The following is a 20,555-nucleotide window of genomic DNA, read 5'->3' on the forward strand; positions in this document are numbered from 1 at the left end:
GCCCCTCACCGTCCTTCGGTGAGGGGCTTTCGCGCTTCCGCGCACGACGCCATGTACGGTCGGACGCAACGACTCCAGGGGGGAGTGGTGAGGAGAGACGGGGGAAGAGGACGGATCATGTCGCGAGTGCCAGGGTGGCTCGGTCGGCTCGCTGCCGGACTGACCGAGATGAGTGAGCGGTTGGACGAGCGTCGCGCGGCGGTGGAACGGGAGAGCGGCGACATCCAGCCCGCGCAGCGGTCCGCCGCCGAGCCCGAGACCTCCGCAGCCGACGCCCCGGCGCCGCCCGCCGACCACGTCCCACGGCCCCCCGACTACGCGCCCGCGGCTCCGCCGCCCCGCCCCGACCCCGCACAGGTCGTGCCGTGGGGCGTACGGGTCGCGGCGGAGGCCGGCTGGCGGCTGCTGGTGCTGGCCGGCACGGTCTGGGTGCTGATGCGGGTCATCAGCGCCGTACAGCTCGTGGTGCTGGCGTTCGTCATCGCCCTGCTCCTCACCGCGCTGATGCAGCCCTCGGTGGCGTGGCTGATGCGACGTGGGGTGCCGCGCGGGCTCGCCACCGCGATGACCGCGATCCTCGGGTTCGTCGTCATCGGGCTGATGGGCTGGTTCGTGACCTGGCAGGTCATGGAGAACATCGACAACCTCTCCGACCAGATCCAGGACGGCATCGACGAACTGCGCAACTGGCTGCTCAACAGCCCGTTCCACGTCACCGACAAGCAGATCAACGACATCGCCGAGAACCTCCGGGAGGCGATCGGCGCCAACACCGACGCGATCACCTCGGCCGGCCTCGAAGGCGTGACGGTCATCGTCGAGGCGCTCACCGGCATTCTGCTGGCGGCCTTCTCGACGCTGTTCCTGCTCTACGACGGCAAGCGGATCTGGGAGTGGACCCTCAAGCTGGTGCCGGCCGCGGCCCGGCAGGGCGTCGCGGGTGCCGGGCCGCGGGCCTGGGCGACGCTGACGGCGTATGTGCGCGGCACGGTGATGGTGGCCCTGATCGACGCCGTCTTCATCGGCATCGGCATCTACTTCCTGGACGTCCCCATGGCCGTCCCGCTGGCCGTGTTCATCTTCCTGTTCTCCTTCATCCCGCTCGTCGGCGCGGTGGCCTCCGGCGCGCTGGCCGTGGTCGTGGCCCTGGTCACGCAGGGCGTCTTCACCGCGGTCATGACCCTGATCGTCGTCCTGGCCGTCCAGCAGATCGAGGGCCACATCCTGCAGCCGTTCATCCTCGGCCGCGCGGTCCGGGTCCATCCGCTGGCGGTCGTGCTGTCGGTGGCGGCCGGCGGCATAGTGGCCGGGATCGGCGGCGCGGTGGTGGCCGTACCGCTGGTGGCGGTGACGAACACGATCGTGGGGTATCTGCGGGCCTATTCGCAGGAGGCGGCCCTTCGCTACGCACCCGAACCGAGGGGAGCGACCGCGGTGGGTGTGGCTTCCGTGGACCCGCCGCCGCCCGCGAAGGACAAGTCGGCGGCGGAGGAATGACAAGGGCCCGTTCACCCTCAGGGTGAACGGGCCCCGCGTTTCTCGGCGAAGGGCTACTCCGCCAGAATCGCTTCGGCGTCCAGGGTGACACCGACCGCCTGAACGACGGACGCGATCTTGAAGGCCTCCTGGACCGTCTCGCGGTCCACGCCGGCCTTGCGCAGCACCTGCTCGTGCGAGTCGAGGCACAGGCCGCAGCCGTTGATGGCGGACACCGCGAAGGACCACAGCTCGAAGTCGACCTTGTCGACACCGGGGTTGCCGATGACGTTCATTCGCAGGCCCGCGCGCAGGCTGCCGTACTCGTGGTCGGACAGCAGGTGCCGGGTCCGGTAGAAGACGTTGTTCATCGCCATCACCGCGGCGGCGGACCTGGCCGCGGTGTACGCCTCCGGCGAAAGGTTCGCCTTGGCCTCCGGCGCCAGCTCGCGCAGCACGATCGGGGAGCGGGAGGCGATCGCGGTGGCGAGCACCGTGCCCCACAGCTGCTGGGCCGGGAGGTCGGAGTTGCCGATGACCGAGCCCAGGTTGAGCTTCAGGTCCTTGGCGTAGTCCGGTATGCGGGACTTGAGGGAGTCGAGGGACATGTCACTCACTCTCCGGCAAGCAGCTTGACCGGGTCCAGGGTGTCCTCGCCCTTGGTCCAGTTGCACGGGCACAGCTCGTCGGTCTGCAGGGCGTCCAGGACCCGCAGGACCTCCTTGGGGTTACGGCCGACGGAGCCGGCGGTCACCATGGAGAACTGGATCTCGTTGTTCTGGTCGACGATGAAGACGGCGCGCTTGGCGAAGCCGTCCTCGCCCTCGATGCCGAGGTCGCGCATCAGCTCGTGCTTGGAGTCGGCCAGCATCGGGAAGGGCAGGTCGCGCAGGTCGTCGTGGTCCTTGCGCCAGGCGTGGTGGACGAACTCCGAGTCACCGGAGAAGCCGAGGACCTGGGCGTCGCGGTCGGCGAACTCCTCGTTCAGCTTGCCGAAGGCCGCGATCTCGGTCGGGCAGACGAAGGTGAAGTCCTTCGGCCAGGCGAAGACGATCTTCCACTTGCCCTCGTAGGTCTTGTGGTCGATCGTCTCGAACTCCTTGCCCTTCTCCAGCGAGACGCAGGCGGTCAGTTCGAACTCGGGGAACTTGTCACCGACAGTGAGCACACGCTCTCCTTGCAGCGAAGAGACACCTGTGTCTGTACAGGTGTCTCCCTTGGGTTGGACCTTACCGATCCTGGCACAGGCTGCATTGATACGGGAAATAGCTACACTCGGTCGAGTTGATCGGAGGTATTTATCAGTGACTGCTGGTAAGAGGAGGCAGCCGAGCCTCGCGCAGCTGCGCGCCTTCGCCGCCGTGGCCGAGCACCTCCACTTCCGCGACGCCGCCGCCGCGATCGGCATGAGCCAGCCCGCGCTGTCCGGTGCCGTCTCCGCGCTGGAGGAGACCCTCGGGGTCACGCTGGTGGAGCGGACGACCCGCAAGGTGCTTCTCTCGCCCGCCGGTGAGCGGCTGGCCGTACGGGCGAAGGCGGTGCTGGTGGAGGTCGCGGCGCTGATGGAGGAGGCGGAGGCGGTGCGGGCTCCGTTCACCGGCGCCCTGCGGCTCGGGGTCATCCCGACGGTGGCGCCGTATCTGCTGCCGACCGTCCTGCGCCTCGTCCACGAGCGCTACCCGCACCTCGACCTCCAGGTGCACGAGGAGCAGACCGCCAGCCTCGTCGAGGGGCTCGCCACCGGCCGACTGGACCTGCTGCTGCTCGCCGTCCCGCTAGGCGTGCCCGGTGTCACCGAACTCCCGCTCTTCGACGAGGACTTCGTGCTCGTGACGCCGCTCGACCACCGGCTCGGCGGGCGCGAGGGCATCCCGCGCGAGGCCCTCAAGGAGCTGAACCTGCTGCTTCTGGACGAGGGGCACTGCCTGCGTGACCAGGCGCTCGACATCTGCCGGGAGGCCGGCCGCGCTGACGCCCCCGTGACCACGACGGCCGCCGGGCTGTCGACGCTCGTGCAGCTCGTCGCGGGCGGCCTGGGCTGCACGCTGCTCCCGCGGACCGCCCTCAAGCTGGAGACGACGCGCAGCAGCCAGCTCCTCACCGGGTACTTCGCGGACCCGGCCCCCACCCGCCGCGTCGCCCTCGCCATGCGGACGGGGGCGGCGCGGGGTGGGGAGTACGAGGAGCTGGCGGAGGCCCTGCGGGAGGCGTTGCGGCCGTTGCCCGTGCGGGTGTTGGGGGCGGAGGGGTGAGTTGTGCGCAGAGGGTGCCGTCTCTGGGGCGGGTGCCTCTGTCGACCGGGGGCCGACGGCTGAGCGCCGGCCCCCGGTCGTTCACTCCGTGCGCAGCCCGTCCGGGCGCATCAGCCGCAGCAGGGGCGGCAGGCTGAGCAGCGTCACCGCGAACACGACCGCGGCACCGATGCCGGTCATCGTCAGCACGCTCGCCCAGTCCACGCTCACCGTGGCCTCGACCATCTTCAGCAGCACCGCGCCCAGCGTCAGCCCCACCACCGACGCCAGCAGCAGACCCAGCGCGATCGGGATCGCCGTCTGCCACAGCACCGACAGGCTCAGCGTGCGGCGCCGGGTGCCGAAGGCGACCAGGGACGACAGCAGCTTCTTGCGCTCGCGCAGCTGCTCCAGCTGGGAGACCAGCAGGCTGGCGCCGATCAGCAGCAGGACGCAGGTCGCCCCGACGAACAGGCCGTTGCGGATGGCGCGGAACTCCTCGGACTGCCGGCTGGCGACCAGGGCGCTCACGTCCGTCAGCGGATCGATCCGCGCGGCGGCATTGCGCGTGAACTCGGCGGCGTCCGGCACCGACGTGTCCAGCGAGACGTACACCTTCTCGAACATGCCGGCTGCCGCGCCCTCGGGCAGGGAGCCCGGGGTGAACAGCAGGCCGCCGCGCTCGTAGCCGGTCGGATCCTCGCGTGGCGCCGCCGCCTTGATGTCGGCGGGCACCTTCCAGGACACCGTGTGGCTCGGCGAATCGGGGTAGGCCGGGTCGAAGTACAGGGTCCCGCCCGGCTTGGTGACCTTCTCCGTCTCGCTGTCGTACTGGCTGCCGAGGATCCTGAAGATGTCGCCGTCCCGGCAGGACGTCAGACGCGCCACCTCACGCAACTCGGCGCAGCCGGCGACGGTCGCCTCCAGCGAGAGTTCGGGCTCCTTGGCCCGGTCGCCGACCGAGCCCTCGGCGAGGGCCGTCGCGTGGCGCACGCCCTCGGTGCGCGTCAGCTGCCCGGCGAGCTCGCCCAGCGACACGTCGTCCCGCACGTGCAACGTCAGCTGAGCCCGGCTCGGGTCGTTGCCCGTGTCCTCGGTGTAGTCGGACTCGACCCCGGCGAACAGCATCTGCAGGGCGATCGCCCCGGCCACCGCGACCGCGATGCCGTTGACCATGCGGGCAGCCGTGCCACTGCTCAACTGGAGCCTGCGAACCGCTAGTTGCCAGGAGATCGAGCCCGAGTTCAGCCGGGCCACCACGGCCTCGACGAGCCACGGCAACAGCGCGGTGACGCCGACCAGCAGCAGTACGGTGCCGCCGATCACCATCCACTCGTTGAAGTTCCCGTTGCCGTTGCCCTGCCCCATCATCGGGTACAGCAGCGCGAGGCCGGCCAGCGGCAGCAGCAGTCGCCACCACAGCCGACGGCGCGGGGGCTTCGCCGTACGGACGACGCCGAGGGGCTCGATGACGACCCCGCGCAGCGCGAACAGCGTCACCAGTACGGCCGCGGCCGGTACGGCGACGGCGACCAGCGCGGCGAGCGCGGGCGACGGATTGAGGTCGCTCGGGAACACGCTGGTGTTGCGTACCTTCAACAGGGACGCCAGCTGACGCCCCACCAGGAAGAATCCGGTGCCGAGGACGAGCCCGAGCAGTGCCCCGGCGAGTGCCTCGCCGGCCGCGACCCGGCGCGCCATCCCCCCGTCCGCGCCGACCAGCCTGAGGGCCGCGAGCCGACGGTCCCGGCGCTCGCCGCCGAAGCGCACGGCCGCCGCGATGAACACGCCGACCGGCAGCAGCAGCACCACAAAGATGATCATGACGAGCAGGATCAGGATCGGGTCCAGCCCGTCGTCCACCATCCCTGAGGAGGGCCCGAAGTAGTCGATGCGCTCGATGGAACCGTTGCTCAGATGGCTTGCCAGACCCGAGCCGCCCGCGTAGTAGGCGAGTTCGGCGGGCCCGACGAGTCCGGACTGCTGGATGGTGCCGGTGATCCGATAGGGGAGGCGTTCGCGCAGCAGCTTGCCCGAGTCGGACTCCAGCAGGCGCTTGAGCGCGGGCGAAGCGACCATCTCGCCCTTCGCGGGGAACTTCTCGACACCCGGCGGCAGCGGGGCCCGCGGGCCTTCGGGCTCCAGGAGGCGGCCCCGTACGTCCTCGGTGCGGAAGGTCGTGTCGACCTCCGCGATGATCAACGTGTCGTCCGCCTTGGGCAGCGGCTTCGCGCCGTACGTGAAGTCGTCCCGGGCGCTGCCGCGGTGTTCGCGCTCGGTCAGCGCGCTCGGTACGGCGGTCGTCAGCAGCAGCAGCGCCACGCCGAGCCCGACCCCGACGGCCGTCAGCAGGGCCCGGACCCAGCCCTCACGTCCGCCGGCGAAGGCGAACCGGACCCCCATGCCCAGGTCCTTGGCCCACTGGCCGACGCTCATACGACCCGCTCCATGTCCCGGGACTTGCCGTCCCGTACGACGATCTCGCGGTCGGAGTAGGCGGCGACCCGGGCCTCGTGCGTGACCAGCACGACGGCTGCGTTGGTGGACCGCGCGGCATCCGTCAGCAGCTCCATCACGCGCTCGCCGTTGAGGGAGTCGAGCGCGCCGGTGGGCTCATCGGCGAAGAGCACACGCGGGTTGGTGACCAGCGCACGGGCGACGGCGACGCGCTGCCCCTGACCGCCGGAGACCTCGCCGGGCCGCTTCTTGCGCAGGCCGTCGACCTCCAGCCGCTCCATCCAGGTCAGGGCGGCCTTCTCGGCCTCCTTGCGGGAGGTCCCGTTGAGCCGCAGCGGGAGGGCGACGTTCTCGACGCAGGTCAACTCCGGTACGAGCTGCCCGAACTGGAACACGAAGCCGAACTCGGAGCGCCTGAGCGCACTGCGCTGGGCGTCGCTCATGCCGGCCAGCTCGTGCCCGTTGTAGGTGATGGACCCGGAGTCGGGCGGCACGATTCCGGCGAGGCAGTGCAGCAGGGTCGACTTGCCGGAGCCGGACGGCCCCATGACGGCGACGACCTCGCCGGGGTGGATGGAGAACTCGGCGCCGTCGAGGGCGACGGTCGGGCCGTAGGCCTTGCGCAGCTCTTCGGCCGCGAGCAGGGAACCGGGAGGCGGGGTCACTTGGCCACCACCTCGGCCAGCTTGTCGAGGCGCGCGGCGGTGAGCTCCAGCCAGCGCAGATCGGCCTCCAGGTGGAACAGGGCGTGGTCGCAGATGAGCTGATCGGCGAGATCGCCCTTGCGCTTGCGGTCGGTGAGGATCCGCATCATGCGCAGGTGCTCGGCGCGCTGGGTGTCGAGGATGTCGGCCGCGTTGCGCCGGGTGAGCAGGGCGAGGACGACCTTGGTGTACAGGGTCGACTGGAGGTACGGCTCCGGCTTCTCGGGCGTCGCGAGCCACCGCTGTACGTCGGTGATGCCGGCGTCGGTGATCGCGTACCGCTTCCGCTCGGGCCCGCCGCCGGGCTCGATCCCGTCGACCTCGACGAGCCCGTTCTTCAGCAGCCGGGACATCGTCGAGTAGACCTGGCCGTAGTGCAGCGGCCGGTCGTGACCGAACTTCTCGTCGAAGGCCCGCTTGAGGTCGTAACCGTGGCGGGGGCCCGATTCCAGGAGCCCTAGAAGGGTGTGACCGATGGACATGGCCATGACTCTACATGGGGTGTATACGCCGCATGTATACGCGGAGTGTGTAGGTGCTGGCGTGGAGTGTGAAGGCCCAGGTGGGGGCCGATTGTCACGGTTCTGCTACTGGCGCTCGGGAGGGTTCGCGGGAGGGCGTCCTCGGCGCGCGATCGGCTTGGCCTCGCCCGGCAGCCGCCCCGCCTCCGCGAGGGCGCGTCGCAGCAGGAACTCGATCTGCGCGTTGGCCGAGCGCAGTTCGTCGCCGGCCCACCGCGCGAGCGCCTCGTACACCGACGGGTCGAGCCGCAGCAGCACCTGCTTGCGCTGCGGCCGACCTTGAGGGGTCGAGCCCCCGGAGAGATCCGTCACTGGTAGAGCGTCCCGGTGTTGAGGACCGGCTGGGGGGACCTGTCGCCGCACAGCACGACCATCAGGTTCGACACCATCGCCGCCTTCCGCTCGTCGTCCAGCTCCACGATGTCCCGCTCGGAGATCCGCGCGAGCGCCGCCTCGACCATGCCCACCGCCCCGTCGACGATCTGCCGCCGGGCGGCGACGACCGCTCCGGCCTGCTGCCGCTGGAGCATCGCGGAGGCGATCTCGGGAGCGTACGCGAGGTGCGTGAAGCGCGACTCGATGATCTGCACGCCGGCCGCCTCCACGCGCGCGTGCAGCTCGAAGGCGAGCTTCTCGGTGATTTCCTCGGCGTTCCCGCGCAGTGACAGGCCGCCCTCGTCATGGGCGTCGTAGGGGTACTCGATGGCGATGTGCCGCACGGCCGCCTCCGTCTGGGTGGCCACGAACTCGAGGTAGTTGTCCACCTCGAACGTCGCCTGCGCGGTGTCCTCGACCTTCCACACCACGACCGCGGCGAGCTCGATCGGGTTGCCGTAGGCGTCGTTGACCTTGAGGACGGCCGTCTCGTGGTTGCGGACCCGGGTCGAGATCTTCGTGCGGGACGTGAGGGGGTTCACCCAGCGCAGTCCGTCCTGCCGGATCGTCCCCCGGTATCGCCCGAAGAGCTGGACGACCCGCGCCTCGCCCGGCGCGACCATGTTCAGCCCGCACATGGCCAGGACGGAGGAGAGGAAGACCAGGATGCCGGCGATGATCAGCGCCGCCCTGGCGCCGCCGCCGGAGACCGCCCCGGCGCTGACGAGTAACCCCGCGCCGAGCAGCAGCCCGACGAGGCCGAGCAGCAGGGCGAGCCCGCCGCTGATGCTGTGCGCCGTGAACTCCCGCACGCGTGGTGCGGGCATCTCCGGTATGTCGGCGGCGACGGATGTCGCGTCGTCCTTGTTCTTCTTGTCCCTCTTGTCGTTCGGCATGAGTGCCTTCCCCCGTCGATCTGCTGACTTTGATTGCTTTGATCTAGCTAAGTGATATCACTTTACCCCCTGCGAGCAACCCTATGCACCCCTCAGCCGTCGGTTCCGGTGGGACAGGTGCTGATTGTCACGTCCGTAAAAGACCGGATCGGCCGTCCTTTGTCACAACTTCCGGTGTTAGCTTTCTGAGCTGACCTGAGCGGCGAACCTGTGTTGCAGAAGTGCACACAACAGCGAAGCGGAGCGGAACAGACCCATGGGACGAGCGGAAGAGAGACGAGCGCGGCAGCGCGGTGGCCGCCGCGCGGCGCCCCGGCGTTCGTCCGGGTCGCCGTCGGTCGCCGGGGGAGACCCGTCGGCCACCGCCATCGGGGCACCGTCGGCCGTTGCGGGAGGCCGTGCCGCGGCCCGGCGAGCGGCCAAGGGCGGGGGCAGGGGCGGCGACGGCAAGGGCCGAATACGCCGGCTCTTCACCTGGAAGAAGATCCTCGGCACGTTCCTCGGCACGTGCCTGCTCGCCATCGGCGCCTTCATCGCGCTGTACCTGTCCGTGGACATCCCGGAGGGCAACGCCGCCGCCCAGGCCGCCCAGCGCCAGAGCAACGTCTACAAGTACAGCGACGGCTCGACCCTGGCCCGCGACGGCGAGGTCAACCGCGAGATCGTGGACCTGTCCAAGGTGCCGAAGGAGGTCCGGAACACCTTCGTCGCCGCCGAGAACAAGTCGTTCTACAACGACAACGGCATCGACCTGAAGGGCACGGCGCGCGGTGTGCTCAACACGCTGATGGGCAAGGGCGCGCAGGGTGGTTCGACGATCACCCAGCAGTACGTCAAGAACTACTACCTCAGCCAGGAGCAGACGGTCAGCCGCAAGCTCAGGGAGATCGTCATCTCCCTGAAGGTCGACCGCCAGATGTCCAAGGACGAGATCCTCGCCGGCTACATCAACACCAGCTACTACGGCCGCAGCGCCTACGGCATCCAGGCCGCCGCCCAGGCCTACTACCAGGTCGACGCCGAGAAGCTCACCGTCGCACAGGGCGCGTATCTCGCCGCGTTGCTGCAGGCGCCGAGTCAGTACGACTGGCAGGCCGCGTCCGACACCGGCAAGAAGCTGGTCCAGGCCCGCTGGAACTACGTCCTGGACAACATGGTCGAGGAGGGCTGGCTGAGCAAGGCCGAGCGCCAGGAGCTGACGTTCCCGAAGCCGAAGGAGCCGAAGCCCGCCGCCGGACTGGAGGGCCAGAAGGGCTACTTCGTCGCGCTCGCCAACCGTCAGCTGGAGGACCAGCTGATGAAGCAGCAGGGCCTCACCCGCTCCCAGGCGGAGGCCGCGGTCGTCGACCAGGGCTGGACCATCACCCTGAACATCGACAAGAAGAAGCAGGCCCAGCTGGAGAAGGCCGTCAAGGCGCAGTTGACGAGCAAGCTGGACGCGGAGAAGCGCAAGGTCGACGCGGACATCCAGGCCGGCGCGGTCTCCGTCGACCCCAAGACGGGCAAGGTCGTCGCGCTGTACGGCGGCGTGGACTACTTCAAGCACTACACGAGCAACGCGACCCGCACGGACTACCAGCCCGCCTCCACGTTCAAGCCGGTGATCCTGGCCGCCGCGCTGGAGGAGAACGCCGAGACGCAGTCCGGCAAGCCGATCACCGCGAACACGATCTACGACGGCACCAGCAAGCGGCAGGTCGTGGACGGCAACGGCGACAAGGTCGGCTTCGCCCCCGAGAACGAGGACGACCAGAACTACGGCGACATCACCGTCCAGACGGCGATGAACAAGTCGGTCAACTCCGTCTTCGCGCAGATGGGCGTCGACGTCGGCATGAAGAGCGTCCTGGACGTGGCCGGCAAGCTCGGCATGGACGTCGCCGACGAGCAGGCCGTACCCGCCCAGACCCTGGGCACCATGGGCGCGAGCCCGCTGCAGATGGCCGGGGTGTACGCCACCCTGGACAACCACGGCAAGAAGGTCACCCCGAGCATCATCAAGACGGCCGAGCACAACAGCCAGGCGGTCGAGCTGCCCAACCCGGTCGGCGAGCAGGTCATCAGCCGTGAGTCCGCCGACACCGTGACCTCGGTGCTGACGGGCGTGGTCGACGACGGTACGGCCCGCAGGTCCGTGGCGAACAACCCCGAGCGCGACGGCCAGAAGGTCGCCGGCAAGACGGGTACGTCCGACGACAACAAGTCGGCCTGGTTCACCGGTTACACGCCCGACCTGGTCACCTCGGTCGGCCTGTTCGGCGAGGACGACAAGACCCACGCCCAGACGAAGATGTACGGCGCGGGCGGCGAGGAGCGCGTCAACGGCGGTGGCTTCCCGGCGGAGATCTGGGCGGCGTACATGTTCGGCGTGACGAAGGCGAACGCCAAGTTCGACCTCGACACCGACCAGGGCGCGGCGGTCCAGCCGACCTGGACGCCGACCCCGACCCAGGAGCCGACGACGCAGGAGCCGACGGAGGAACCGACGACTCAGAAGCCGACGGAGACGCCGACGACCGAGGAGCCGACGGAGACGCCGACGACCGAGCCGCCGACGGAGGAGCCGACGACCGAACCGGCGCCGACGGCTCCGACGACCGAGCCGACGGACGACATCACCCTGGATCCGGTCAGACCCGATAACGACCAGTGACACGAGAGGGGCGCCCGGCATCACGCCGGGCGCCCCTCTCGTACTCTGCTCGGGCTCAGCTCCGGTTCAGCTCGAACCACACCACCTTGCCGGTGCTCAGCCGTGTCGCGCCCCAGCGCCGGGCGAGCCGGTTCACGAGGTACAGGCCGCGGCCGCCCTCGTCCGTGGCCCGAGCCTGGCGCAGGCGCGGCAGCTGAGGCACATCGTCGCCGACCTCGCAGCGCAGCACATCGGTGCGCAGCAGCCGCAGCGTCACCGGCCGTGAGGCATACCGCACCGCGTTGGTGACGACCTCGCTGACCAGCAGCTCGACGGAGTCGCTGAGTTCCTCCAGTCCCCAGCGGGCCAGCGCACGCCGGGCCAGCCGCCGGGCACGGCCGGGCGCCGAGTCCTCCGGCTCCAGGAACCAGTACGCCACGTCGCTGGGCGCGATCCCGTCGAAGCGGGCGGCCAGCAGCGCGATGTCGTCGTCCCGGTCGCCCGGGCCGAGCATGTCGAGGACCTCGTCGCACAGGGCTTCCAGGGGCGGCGGGTGGTCGGGGCCGGTGAGCTGCGCGGTGGCGGCGAGCTTCTCGCGCAGCTGCTCTATGCCGGTCCACACGTCACGCAGCCGGGACTCGACCAGGCCGTCGGTGTAGAGGAGCAGGGTGGCTCCGGCCGGCGCGTCCAGCTCCACCGCCTCGAAGTCGACGCCGCCGACGCCGATGGGGGCGCCCGCGGGGACGCGCAGCACCTCCGCGCGGCCGCCCAGGTGGAGCAGGACGGGCGGCGGATGGCCGGCGTTGGCGATGGTGATGCGGTGCGAGACCGGGTCGTAGACCGCGTACAGGCAGGTCGCCATGCGGTCGGTGCCCAGGCGCTGGGCCTGTTCGTCGAGGTGGTGCAGGACCTCCTGCGGGGGCAGGTCGAGGCCGGCGAGGGTCTGCGCCGTGGTGCGCAGCTGGCCCATGATCGCGGCGGAGGTCATGGAATGGCCCATGACGTCACCGACGACCAGGGCGACGCGGCTGCCCGGCAGGGGGATCGCGTCGTACCAGTCGCCGCCCACCCGGGCCGTCTCGGCCGCCGGGAGGTAGCGGGAGGCGAGCCGTACGCCCGTGGGGCGCGGCAGTGTCTCCGGCAGCATGGTGCGCTGCAGCTCGTCGGCGATGTACGCCTCGCGGCCGTACAGCACCGCCTTGTCGATGCCGAGTGCGCTGTGCGTGGCGAGCTGGGCGGCGACCAGGAGGTCGTCGGGCTCGAAGGCGATGCGGTCGGGGCGGCGCAGGAAGACCGCGGCGCCGATGACGCGGCGGCGGCCGCGCAGCGGGGCGAGGATCGCGCGCTGTCCGTCGGGAATGATCAGCTGTCCGTCGTCGCCGAGGAGTTCGGGCAGGGCGGCGCGGGCGGCCGGCGCGTCGGCGAACACGGGACGTACGCCGCGCAGCACTTCGGCGAGGGCGCCGCCGGGCCGCACCTCGCACAGCTCGGCGGTGAGGGCGGACAGTTCGGCCAGTTCGGTCGGCTCCGGCGGCGTCTGCGCGGGCAGGAAGCCGCCGCCCTCGGTGTCCCGCTCCTCCGGGATGCGGTCGGTGCGGCGCAGCCGCAGCACGACGGGCCCGGTGGGCCGTTCGTCGCCGACCGGCAGCGGGTCGCGCAGGTAGACGAGGATCGCGTCGGAGAAGGTCGGCACGGTCGCCCGGCACAGCCCCATCACGATCTCGTCCAGGTCGATGCCACGGGCGATCCGCCGGGTGGCTGCGCCCACGAAGCGCAGCCGGTCACCGTCCCGCCGCATCGGCGTGGGCCGGCCGGGTGGCAGGCCCTGTCCGGTGCGCCGCTCGGCGGACGCCTGCGACTGCTCGGTGCCGGGCTGGGGCGGTATGGCCTCCGGTACGGGGCGCGGCCGGTGCGTGTCGGGCTCGGCGGCGACGGAGGGCTGCGAGTGCTCGGGGCCGTTGCCGGCGATGACTGGGGGCTCCTTGCTCGGGCCGGACGGCGTGGTGGTGCCCGGCGTGGAAGGGGTCTCTCCGGTGCGCGCCTGCACGGGTAAGGCGGAACCGCCGCCGGGGGTGTGCGACGGCGTGGAGTGCGTCGTCGACGGTGTCGAGGTACGCACGAGCGCCCCGCGGGGCTCCGCGGGGTCGACGCCCGTCTCGGGGCGTTCGAAGGAGGTCGGCTGCTCCGTCACGCCTTTCGAATCCATCCGTCCGGGGCTGCGCGCCACGCGTGCAGTACGTCCCGCCGAAACTCCGATACCCGGAATACGTGCCCCAGGAACGGAATTCCCGCGTGGCCAGAGGCAGTTCCTGTGCCGCCGGTGGAGCGTCTGCTCGTCCCGGCGTTGCCCTGGTAACCCTCGCTCACGTCCTGCCGCCCCTCGGTGACGATCGGTCAAGCCCGGTGCGCACTCCGGTAGTTGTTCTTGCGCGCCCTTGCGGAGGACGATCCTACGTTTGTTGCCCGGGGGCGCATCAAGGGTCTCACGAGGACAGGTGCGCGGGCGTGCGATCCCAGTCCTCAGGCAAAGAAGGTACAGCCCAGGAGGGATCCGGTCGCCAGTGCGGCCAGCCGTCCGAGAACGGCGGCCCCCACGCCCGGATCACCTCCACCGCGTCGTGCCCCGCCTCCCGCACCCGCGCGGCGACCCGTTCGTCGATCAGCCCGTCCCGCTGGGCCTGCGCGAACTCGTCCTCGTCCCGCCAGTGCCAACTGCGGTCCGGGTGCACGGAGATGTCGAGGAAGTGGTCCTCGGAGTCCACCCCGCCCGCCCAACGGGCCAGCGGCTCCTCAAGGTTCACGTACCAGTTCTTGAACTCCCACCCGGGCTCCCAGAACAGCCACACCGACCACGGCTCACCGGGCCGCGCGAGCTTCAGCACCCCGGTCCCGAACCAGCGGTCGCGCTGGACGGACCGCGGCTTGGTGTACCGGGTCTCAAGGGGTTCCAGGTGCACGGAGGTTCCGTCGGCGAGCACCGGCTTGACGCACTCCGTGCCCGGAGCCAGCCATACGGCGAGGAGCTCGTCGTCGTCCCGCACCACGGTGACGGGGCGCGCGATGTGGAAGCGACGGCCCGCGTTCTCCCGGTACCGCCACAGGATCTGTGTCCCGGGCGCCCAGAAGCCCGTCGACCCGCCCGCTTCCACTTCCGTCGTCACCGCTCCACCGTCTGCCATGAACAGATATTAGGTGCCACAGGCATACGACGCTGCGGCACGTGTCATGGTTCACGCCGCGCAGGGCGTTCTCGCGACGACTGGTTACGGCCGTGTCATCCGCAGGACATCAAGGGCCTCGTCCAGCTGCTGAAGCGTGAGGTCACCGCGCTCCACGTACCCGTTCTCCAGGACGACTTGGCGAATGGTCCGCCGCTCCGCGAGCGCCTTCTTGGCGACCTTGGCGGCCTCCTCGTACCCGATGTACTTGTTGAGCGGCGTGACCACGGAGGGTGACGACTCGGCGTACTCCAGCGCCCGTTCGCGGTGCGCGACGATGCCGTCGACGGTGCGGTCGGCCAGCAGCCGGGAGGCGTTGGCGAGCAGCCGGATCGACTCCAGGACGTTCTTCGCGATGACCGGAAGCATCACGTTCAGCTCGAAGTTGCCGGCGGCTCCGGCGGTGGCCACGGTGGCGTCGTTGCCGACGACCTGCGCGGCGACCATGAGCACGGCCTCCGGAATGACCGGGTTGACCTTGCCGGGCATGATCGACGAGCCGGGCTGGAGGTCGGGGAGAGAGATCTCGGCGAGCCCGGTACGCGGCCCGGACGCCATCCACCGCAGGTCGTTCGCGATCTTCGTCAGCCCGACCGCGATGGTCCTGAGCTGCCCACTGGTCTCGACGATGCCGTCCCGGGCACCCTGCGCCTCGAAGTGGTCGCGCGCCTCGGTGAGCGGCAGCCCGGTGACGCGGGCCACCTCCTCGATGACGGCGGCGGAGAAGCCGGGGGGCGTGTTGATGCCGGTGCCCACCGCCGTGCCGCCTAGGGGGAGTTCGGCGAGGCGGGGGAGGGAGGCGTGCAGTCGCTCGACGCCGTACCGCATCTGGGCGGCGTACCCGCCGAACTCCTGGCCCAGCGTCACGGGCGTGGCGTCCATGAGGTGCGTACGGCCCGACTTGACGACATCGGCGAACTCCTCGGCCTTGCGCTCCAGGGAGGCGGCGAGGTGCTCCAGGGCCGGGACGAGATCGCGGGTGACGGCGGCGGTGGCGGCGATGTGGATGGAGGACGGGAAGACGTCGTTGGAGGACTGCGAGGCGTTGACGTGGTCGTTGGGGTGGACGTCCCGCCCGAGTCGCTCGGTCGCGAGGGTGGCGATGACCTCGTTGGTGTTCATGTTGGACGAGGTGCCGGACCCGGTCTGGAACACGTCGATGGGGAAGTGCTCGTCCCATCGCCCTTCGGCGACCTCCTGCGAGGCCTCCTGGATGGCCTCGGCGACGTCCTTGTCGAGCACCCCCAGCCGCGCGTTCACCTTGGCGGCTGCGCCCTTGATGCGGGCCAGGGCCTCGATGTGGGCGCGCTCGATGCGCTGGCCGGAGATCGGGAAGTTCTCGACGGCACGCTGGGTCTGCGCCCGCCACTTGGCGTCCGCCGGGACCCGGACCTCGCCCATGGAGTCGTGCTCGATGCGGTAGTCGCTCATACCTGGGTAAGCGTGGGCGGCGACGCGGTTGTTCCTGGGCTGCACCCATTCGTGGCTCGCCCGAGGAGTCTCGCCCCCGCCGCCCCTACCCGTCCCTGGGGGCTGCCGCCCCCAGACCCCCGCTTCGGCCCGAAGGGCCTCGTCCTCAAACGCCGGACGGGCTGAAATGCCAAAATCAGCCCCTCCGGCGTTTGAGGAGCGGGGTCTGGGGCGGAGCCCCAGAAGGACGGGAAGGGTAGGGGCGGCGGGGGCGAAAACCGTCCGCGCCGCACCGCAGGTACTACGCCAGCCCGGGCCCCCGCACCGGAATCGACGTGAACGTCGGCGCCGGCGCCGGGTCCTGGAAGAAGTCGTTGCCCTTGTCGTCGACCACGATGAACGCCGGGAAGTCCTCGACCTCGATCTTCCAGACGGCCTCCATGCCGAGCTCCTCGTACTCGACGACCTCGACCTTCTTGATGCAGTCCTGGGCGAGGCGGGCGGCCGGGCCGCCGATGGAGCCGAGGTAGAAACCGCCGTGGCTGCCGCACGCGTCGGTGACCTGCTTGCTGCGGTTGCCCTTGGCCAGCATGACCTTGGAGCCGCCGGCGGCCTGGAACTGCTCGACGTAGGAGTCCATGCGGCCGGCCGTCGTCGGGCCGAAGGAGCCGGACGCGTAGCCCTCGGGGGTCTTCGCCGGGCCGGCGTAGTACACCGGGTGGTCCTTCAGGTACTGCGGCATCTCCTCGCCCGCGTCCAGCCGCTCCTTGATCTTGGCGTGCGCGATGTCACGGGCCACGACCAGCGGACCGGTGAGCGAGAGCCGGGTCTTCACCGGGTACTTGGTGAGCTCGGCGAGGATCTCGTCCATCGGCTGGTTCAGGTCGATCTTCACCACGTCCGAGGACTCGTCGAGGTGCTCGTCCGTCGTCTCCGGCAGGAACCGCGCCGGGTCGGTCTCCAGCTGCTCCAGGAAGACGCCCTCGGCGGTGATCTTCGCGACGGCCTGACGGTCGGCGGAGCAGGAGACGGCGATGGCGACCGGGCAGGAGGCCCCGTGCCGCGGCAGCCGCACCACGCGCACGTCGTGGCAGAAGTACTTGCCGCCGAACTGCGCCCCGATCCCGATCCTCTGCGTCAGCTCGAAGACCTTCTCCTCCAACTCCTTGTCCCGGAACCCGTGCCCGAGCGGCGAGCCCTCGGCCGGGATCTCGTCCAGGTAGTGCGCGGAGGCGTACTTCGCGGTCTTCAGCGCGTACTCGGCGGACGTACCGCCGACGACGATCGCCAGGTGGTACGGCGGGCAGGCGGCCGTACCCAGCGAACGGATCTTCTCCTCCAGGAACTTCATCATGGAGGCCTCGTTCAGGACGGCCTTCGTCTCCTGGTACAGGAACGACTTGTTGGCCGAGCCGCCGCCCTTCGCCATGAAGAGGAACTTGTAGGCGCCGCCGTCGGTGGCGTACAGCTCGATCTGCGCAGGCAGGTTCGAGCCGGTGTTCTTCTCCTCCCACATGGTGAGCGGAGCCATCTGCGAGTAGCGCAGGTTGAGGTTCAGGTATGCGTCGTAGATGCCGCGGGAGAGGGCCTCTTCGTCGCCGCCCTCGGTCAGCACGTTCTGTCCGCGCTTGCCCATCACGATCGCCGTACCGGTGTCCTGGCACATGGGCAGGACGCCCGCCGCCGCGATGTTCGCGTTCTTCAGCAGGTCCAGCGCGACGAACTTGTCGTTGCTCGACGCCTCGGGGTCGTCGATGATGCGCCGCAGCTGGGCGAGGTGGGCGGGGCGCAGGTAGTGCTGGATGTCGTGGATGGCCTCCTCGGCCAGCTTGCGCAGCGCCTCGGGCTCCACCTTGAGGAACGTCCGCCCGTCGGCCTCGAAGGTGGAGACACCTTCGGAGGTCACCAGCCGGTACGGGGTGGTGTCCTCTCCCATGGGGAGCAGATCGGTGTACGCGAACTCAGGCATGTCGCCCATTCCTCACTAAAAAGACAGCGCGGCTGGCCTCCGTTGGCAGCGTCCACCAGCGTAGAACCTGCCACTGACGGCGAGCTTGTGAGGTAAGGCTCAGTTCGATGGCGGGTGGGTGTCCGGACAGGGGCTATCGCGATCTATCGTGTTTGGGTACGCTGCTGCCGTGGACCTTCAGAAGCAGACCGCGCCCGCTGCCGGCGCCGAGCTCCGCGCCTCCGACGCCGACCGTGACCGGATCGCCGACATCCTGCGCGACGCCCTGGCCGAGGGCCGCCTCACCGCCGACGAGCACGCCGAGCGCGTCGAGGGCGTGCTGGCCGCCAAGACGGTCGGCGAGCTGGACGTCTTCATCCGGGACCTGCCGGCCGCCCACCCGCGCCGCGCACCCCAGGTGCCCGCCTTCGACCGGCCGGCCCTCGCCGCGGTCCCGGCCGACCCCGACGAGAACGTGGTCGCGGTCTTCAGCGGCGCCGTCCGCAAGGGCCGCTGGCGCGCGGGCCGCCGTATCCACGCGTACGCGATCTTCGGCAGCGTGGAGATAGACCTCAGCGAGGCGCTCTTCGAGTACCAGCAGGTCGTGATCCGCGCGATATCGGTCTGCGGCAGCGTCGAGGTCCGCGTCCCCGAGAACGTCTCGTTGCGCGGCACCGGCGGCGGTGTGCTCGGCGACTTCGCGGTGGACGCGCTCGACGCGGAGGATCGCGAGGCGCCGATCGTCCACGTCGACGGCTGGGCCGTGCTCGGCAGCATCGAGGCCAGGCCGAAGCGGGGCAAGGTCGTCGCGGACATTCTCGACCTCGTGCAGCGCAACATCGACAAGGGCGCCAGGAGTTTGCGCAAGCATCTGGATCATTGACGGTTGTGAATCGGACCGGCTCCGTCCCGGCTCCGAGGCCGTCCGGGGTGCCGCACAGCAGCGCGCAGGACACCCCGAAATCCAGCGGTTCGGAACTGCCTGCATAGGCGCGCGTACAGCGGGTAGACCTTGCTGCATCGTCTCTCGCTCGCGAAGCCGTCGTCAGGAGTAGACCGTGCTGCAACCGCCGCATTCGTCCCTGCAGGTAGCTGCCGTTCCGGCCCAGCGGGTGCCAGTGCGAGACAGGGACCAAGACGCCCCATGGCACACAGAGGCCGTGTGCCGCCGCGACGAGGCCGGCCTGTTCTTCGCCCCCTCCAAGGAGCCCACCGCGGCCCGCCTCTCCCGTGAGGAGGCGGCCAAGCGGGTCTGCGCCCGCTGTCCCGTCATGGTCGAGTGCCGCGAACACGCCCTCCTCCAGCCCGAGCCCTACGGCGTCTGGGGCGGCCTCACGGCAGCGGAACGCCGCGTGGTCCTGGCGAGGCGCCGGCGCCGCGAAATGGAACTGAAGAAGGCGGCGAGGGCGACGAACCAGATAGCGCAGGCAGGCTGAGGAGCAAAAGACGTTGGGCGCCCCCTCCGCACCGGGGGCGCCCAACGTCTTTGAGGGGCGCGGGGCCGGGCCGATTCGCGGCTCCGCCGCGTGGGCGCGACCGGCCACGAATCACCCGCGGCCGCCGACGGTCCGCAGTTCCCTCATCTCCTGGGCGTACTGGGCGCTACTTCGCCCTGTCGAAGTCGATCGCGCTGTAGGCCCGCAGCTTGCTCAGCCGGTGCTCGGAATCGATCCTGCGCACCGTCCCCGACTTCGACCGCATCACGATGGAGTCGGTGGTCGCGGTCTCCGACCGGTACCGCACGCCGCGCAGCAGCTCACCATCGGTGATCCCGGTCGCGACGAAGAACACGTTGTCCCCGGCGACCAGGTCGTCCGTCAGCAGCACCCGGTCCAGGTCGTGCCCCGCGTCGATCGCCCGCTGCCGCTCCTCGTCGTCCTTGGGCCACAGCTTGCCCTGGATGGTCCCGCCGAGGCACTTCACGGCACACGCCGAGATGATCCCCTCCGGCGTACCACCGACACCGAGCAGCATGTCGACCCCGGTGCCCTCACGCAGCGCGTAGATCGACCCCGCCACGTCGCCGTCGGAGATCAGCTTGATCCGCGCTCCGGCGTCCCGGATCTCCTTGATGATGCCCTCGTGCCGGGGCCGGTCGAGGATGACCACGGTGACGTCCTCGGGCGTCGACCGCTTCGCCTTGGCGACCCGGCGGATGTTCACGGACACGGGCGCGTTGATGTCGACGAAGTCGGCGGCCTCGGGGCCGGTGACGAGCTTGTCCATGTAGAACACGGCGGACGGGTCGAACATGGACCCGCGGTCGGCCGCGGCCAGCACGGCGATCGCGTTCGGCATGCCCTTCGCGGTCAGCGTGGTCCCGTCGATCGGATCGACGGCGATGTCGACCTCGGCCCCGGTCCCGTCGCCGACCCGCTCCCCGTTGAAGAGCATCGGCGCCTCGTCCTTCTCGCCCTCACCGATGACGACGACGCCGTTCATCGACACGGTGTGGACGAGGGTCCGCATGGCGCGCACCGCGGCGCCGTCGGCGCCGTTCTTGTCGCCGCGGCCGACCCAGCGGCCCGCGGCCATCGCCGCGGCCTCGGTCACACGGACCAGTTCCAGAGCGAGGTTGCGGTCGGGGGCTTCGCTGGGTACTTCGAGCTCGGACGGCAAATGATGATGATTCTCGGTCATCGGAGCGCACCTTTCTGATACGACGACGGCCGGATGAGGGTGACGGT

The 20,555-nt window shown here is 70.1% G+C and carries 17 protein-coding genes; 5 read left to right on the forward strand and 12 right to left on the reverse strand.

Going from position 1 to position 20,555, the window contains the following annotated elements:
• Positions 1-117: 117 nt before the first annotated feature.
• A complete protein-coding gene (locus ABD932_RS26015) occupies positions 118-1,497 on the forward strand; it encodes an AI-2E family transporter (protein WP_345015926.1) in 1,380 nt (459 codons plus the stop codon).
• Positions 1,498-1,550: 53 nt separating this feature from the next.
• Here ABD932_RS26015 and ABD932_RS26020 read toward each other — a convergent pair whose 3' ends face one another.
• Together ABD932_RS26020 and ABD932_RS26025 are read right to left on the reverse strand one after the other, a co-directional pair.
• Positions 1,551-2,084, reverse strand: a complete 534-nt coding sequence (locus tag ABD932_RS26020; RefSeq protein WP_126394660.1) for an alkyl hydroperoxide reductase — start codon at positions 2,082-2,084, stop codon at positions 1,551-1,553.
• A 5-nt stretch (positions 2,085-2,089) separates the two neighbouring features.
• The gene (locus ABD932_RS26025) at positions 2,090-2,644 is read right to left on the reverse strand and encodes a peroxiredoxin (RefSeq protein WP_126394662.1); all 555 of its coding nucleotides are present in this window, start codon (positions 2,642-2,644) and stop codon (positions 2,090-2,092) included.
• A gap of 136 nt (positions 2,645-2,780) precedes the next feature.
• On the opposite strand from ABD932_RS26025, the gene ABD932_RS26030 reads away from it, so the two are divergent.
• Positions 2,781-3,728 carry a LysR substrate-binding domain-containing protein gene (locus ABD932_RS26030; protein WP_345015927.1) on the forward strand — a complete coding sequence of 316 codons (948 nt, stop codon included), beginning with the start codon at positions 2,781-2,783 and terminating at the stop codon, positions 3,726-3,728.
• 81 nt (positions 3,729-3,809) lie between these two features.
• Here the strand turns inward: ABD932_RS26030 and ABD932_RS26035 are convergent, their stop codons facing one another.
• The 5 genes from ABD932_RS26035 to ABD932_RS26055 form a co-directional block, all read right to left on the reverse strand.
• Positions 3,810-6,143 (reverse strand): ABC transporter permease, encoded by a 2,334-nt coding sequence (locus tag ABD932_RS26035; RefSeq protein WP_345015928.1) that lies wholly within the window; start codon positions 6,141-6,143, stop codon positions 3,810-3,812.
• Entirely contained in the window at positions 6,140-6,829 is a 690-nt protein-coding gene (locus ABD932_RS26040) for an ABC transporter ATP-binding protein (protein WP_126394669.1), read from the reverse strand. Before ABD932_RS26040 ends, ABD932_RS26035 begins: the two co-directional genes overlap by 4 nt.
• Positions 6,826-7,350 (reverse strand): PadR family transcriptional regulator, encoded by a 525-nt coding sequence (locus tag ABD932_RS26045; RefSeq protein WP_031483740.1) that lies wholly within the window; start codon positions 7,348-7,350, stop codon positions 6,826-6,828. The genes ABD932_RS26040 and ABD932_RS26045 overlap by 4 nt, the downstream gene beginning before the upstream one ends.
• A 105-nt stretch (positions 7,351-7,455) precedes the next feature.
• On the reverse strand, positions 7,456-7,701 hold the full coding sequence (locus tag ABD932_RS26050) for a type II toxin-antitoxin system antitoxin (RefSeq protein ID WP_345015929.1): 246 nt from the start codon (positions 7,699-7,701) through the stop codon (positions 7,456-7,458).
• A complete protein-coding gene (locus ABD932_RS26055) occupies positions 7,698-8,660 on the reverse strand; it encodes an SPFH domain-containing protein (protein WP_345015930.1) in 963 nt (320 codons plus the stop codon). The genes ABD932_RS26050 and ABD932_RS26055 overlap by 4 nt, the downstream gene beginning before the upstream one ends.
• Positions 8,661-8,916: 256 nt before the next feature.
• Between ABD932_RS26055 and ABD932_RS26060 the strand changes: the two genes are divergently transcribed.
• The gene (locus ABD932_RS26060) at positions 8,917-11,313 is read left to right on the forward strand and encodes a transglycosylase domain-containing protein (protein WP_345015931.1); all 2,397 of its coding nucleotides are present in this window, start codon (positions 8,917-8,919) and stop codon (positions 11,311-11,313) included.
• 55 nt (positions 11,314-11,368) lie between these two features.
• On the opposite strand, the gene ABD932_RS26065 is transcribed toward ABD932_RS26060, so the two are convergent.
• The 4 genes from ABD932_RS26065 to ABD932_RS26080 form a co-directional block, all read right to left on the reverse strand.
• The gene (locus ABD932_RS26065; RefSeq protein ID WP_345015932.1) at positions 11,369-13,498 is read right to left on the reverse strand and encodes a SpoIIE family protein phosphatase; all 2,130 of its coding nucleotides are present in this window, start codon (positions 13,496-13,498) and stop codon (positions 11,369-11,371) included.
• 277 nt (positions 13,499-13,775) lie between these two features.
• On the reverse strand, positions 13,776-14,471 hold the full coding sequence (fomD, locus tag ABD932_RS26070; RefSeq protein WP_345015933.1) for a cytidylyl-2-hydroxypropylphosphonate hydrolase: 696 nt from the start codon (positions 14,469-14,471) through the stop codon (positions 13,776-13,778).
• An 84-nt stretch (positions 14,472-14,555) separates the two neighbouring features.
• The gene (locus tag ABD932_RS26075; protein WP_345015934.1) at positions 14,556-15,941 is read right to left on the reverse strand and encodes a class II fumarate hydratase; all 1,386 of its coding nucleotides are present in this window, start codon (positions 15,939-15,941) and stop codon (positions 14,556-14,558) included.
• Between the two features lie 280 nt (positions 15,942-16,221).
• On the reverse strand, positions 16,222-17,889 hold the full coding sequence (locus tag ABD932_RS26080) for a fumarate hydratase (protein WP_345015935.1): 1,668 nt from the start codon (positions 17,887-17,889) through the stop codon (positions 16,222-16,224).
• A 169-nt stretch (positions 17,890-18,058) separates the two neighbouring features.
• Here ABD932_RS26080 and ABD932_RS26085 point away from each other — a divergent pair, with 169 nt between their 5' ends.
• Positions 18,059-18,751 (forward strand): DUF1707 SHOCT-like domain-containing protein, encoded by a 693-nt coding sequence (locus ABD932_RS26085; protein ID WP_345015936.1) that lies wholly within the window; start codon positions 18,059-18,061, stop codon positions 18,749-18,751.
• 175 nt (positions 18,752-18,926) lie between these two features.
• The gene (locus tag ABD932_RS26090) at positions 18,927-19,304 is read left to right on the forward strand and encodes a WhiB family transcriptional regulator (protein ID WP_126394683.1); all 378 of its coding nucleotides are present in this window, start codon (positions 18,927-18,929) and stop codon (positions 19,302-19,304) included.
• 166 nt (positions 19,305-19,470) lie between these two features.
• Here the strand turns inward: ABD932_RS26090 and glpX are convergent, their stop codons facing one another.
• Positions 19,471-20,508 carry a class II fructose-bisphosphatase gene (glpX, locus tag ABD932_RS26095; protein WP_250092960.1) on the reverse strand — a complete coding sequence of 346 codons (1,038 nt, stop codon included), beginning with the start codon at positions 20,506-20,508 and terminating at the stop codon, positions 19,471-19,473.
• Positions 20,509-20,555: the final 47 nt, after the last annotated feature.

The sequence above is a fragment of the Streptomyces shaanxiensis genome (assembly GCF_039537145.1).
GTDB lineage: Bacteria > Actinomycetota > Actinomycetes > Streptomycetales > Streptomycetaceae > Streptomyces > Streptomyces shaanxiensis.

Bases quoted from the DNA above. Each gene is read 5' to 3' on its own strand.
- ABD932_RS26060 (WP_345015931.1), top strand. From the start codon at position 8,917: ATGGGACGAGCGGAAGAGAGACGAGCGCGGCAGCGCGGTGGCCGCCGC.
- ABD932_RS26075 (WP_345015934.1), bottom strand. From the start codon at position 15,941: ATGAGCGACTACCGCATCGAGCACGACTCCATGGGCGAGGTCCGGGTC.
- ABD932_RS26020 (WP_126394660.1), bottom strand. From the start codon at position 2,084: ATGTCCCTCGACTCCCTCAAGTCCCGCATACCGGACTACGCCAAGGAC.
- ABD932_RS26035 (WP_345015928.1), bottom strand. From the start codon at position 6,143: ATGAGCGTCGGCCAGTGGGCCAAGGACCTGGGCATGGGGGTCCGGTTC.
- ABD932_RS26015 (WP_345015926.1), top strand. From the start codon at position 118: ATGTCGCGAGTGCCAGGGTGGCTCGGTCGGCTCGCTGCCGGACTGACC.
- ABD932_RS26045 (WP_031483740.1), bottom strand. From the start codon at position 7,350: ATGTCCATCGGTCACACCCTTCTAGGGCTCCTGGAATCGGGCCCCCGC.
- ABD932_RS26080 (WP_345015935.1), bottom strand. From the start codon at position 17,889: ATGCCTGAGTTCGCGTACACCGATCTGCTCCCCATGGGAGAGGACACC.
- glpX (WP_250092960.1), bottom strand. From the start codon at position 20,508: ATGACCGAGAATCATCATCATTTGCCGTCCGAGCTCGAAGTACCCAGC.
- ABD932_RS26055 (WP_345015930.1), bottom strand. From the start codon at position 8,660: ATGCCGAACGACAAGAGGGACAAGAAGAACAAGGACGACGCGACATCC.
- ABD932_RS26065 (WP_345015932.1), bottom strand. From the start codon at position 13,498: ATGGATTCGAAAGGCGTGACGGAGCAGCCGACCTCCTTCGAACGCCCC.
- fomD (WP_345015933.1), bottom strand. From the start codon at position 14,471: ATGGCAGACGGTGGAGCGGTGACGACGGAAGTGGAAGCGGGCGGGTCG.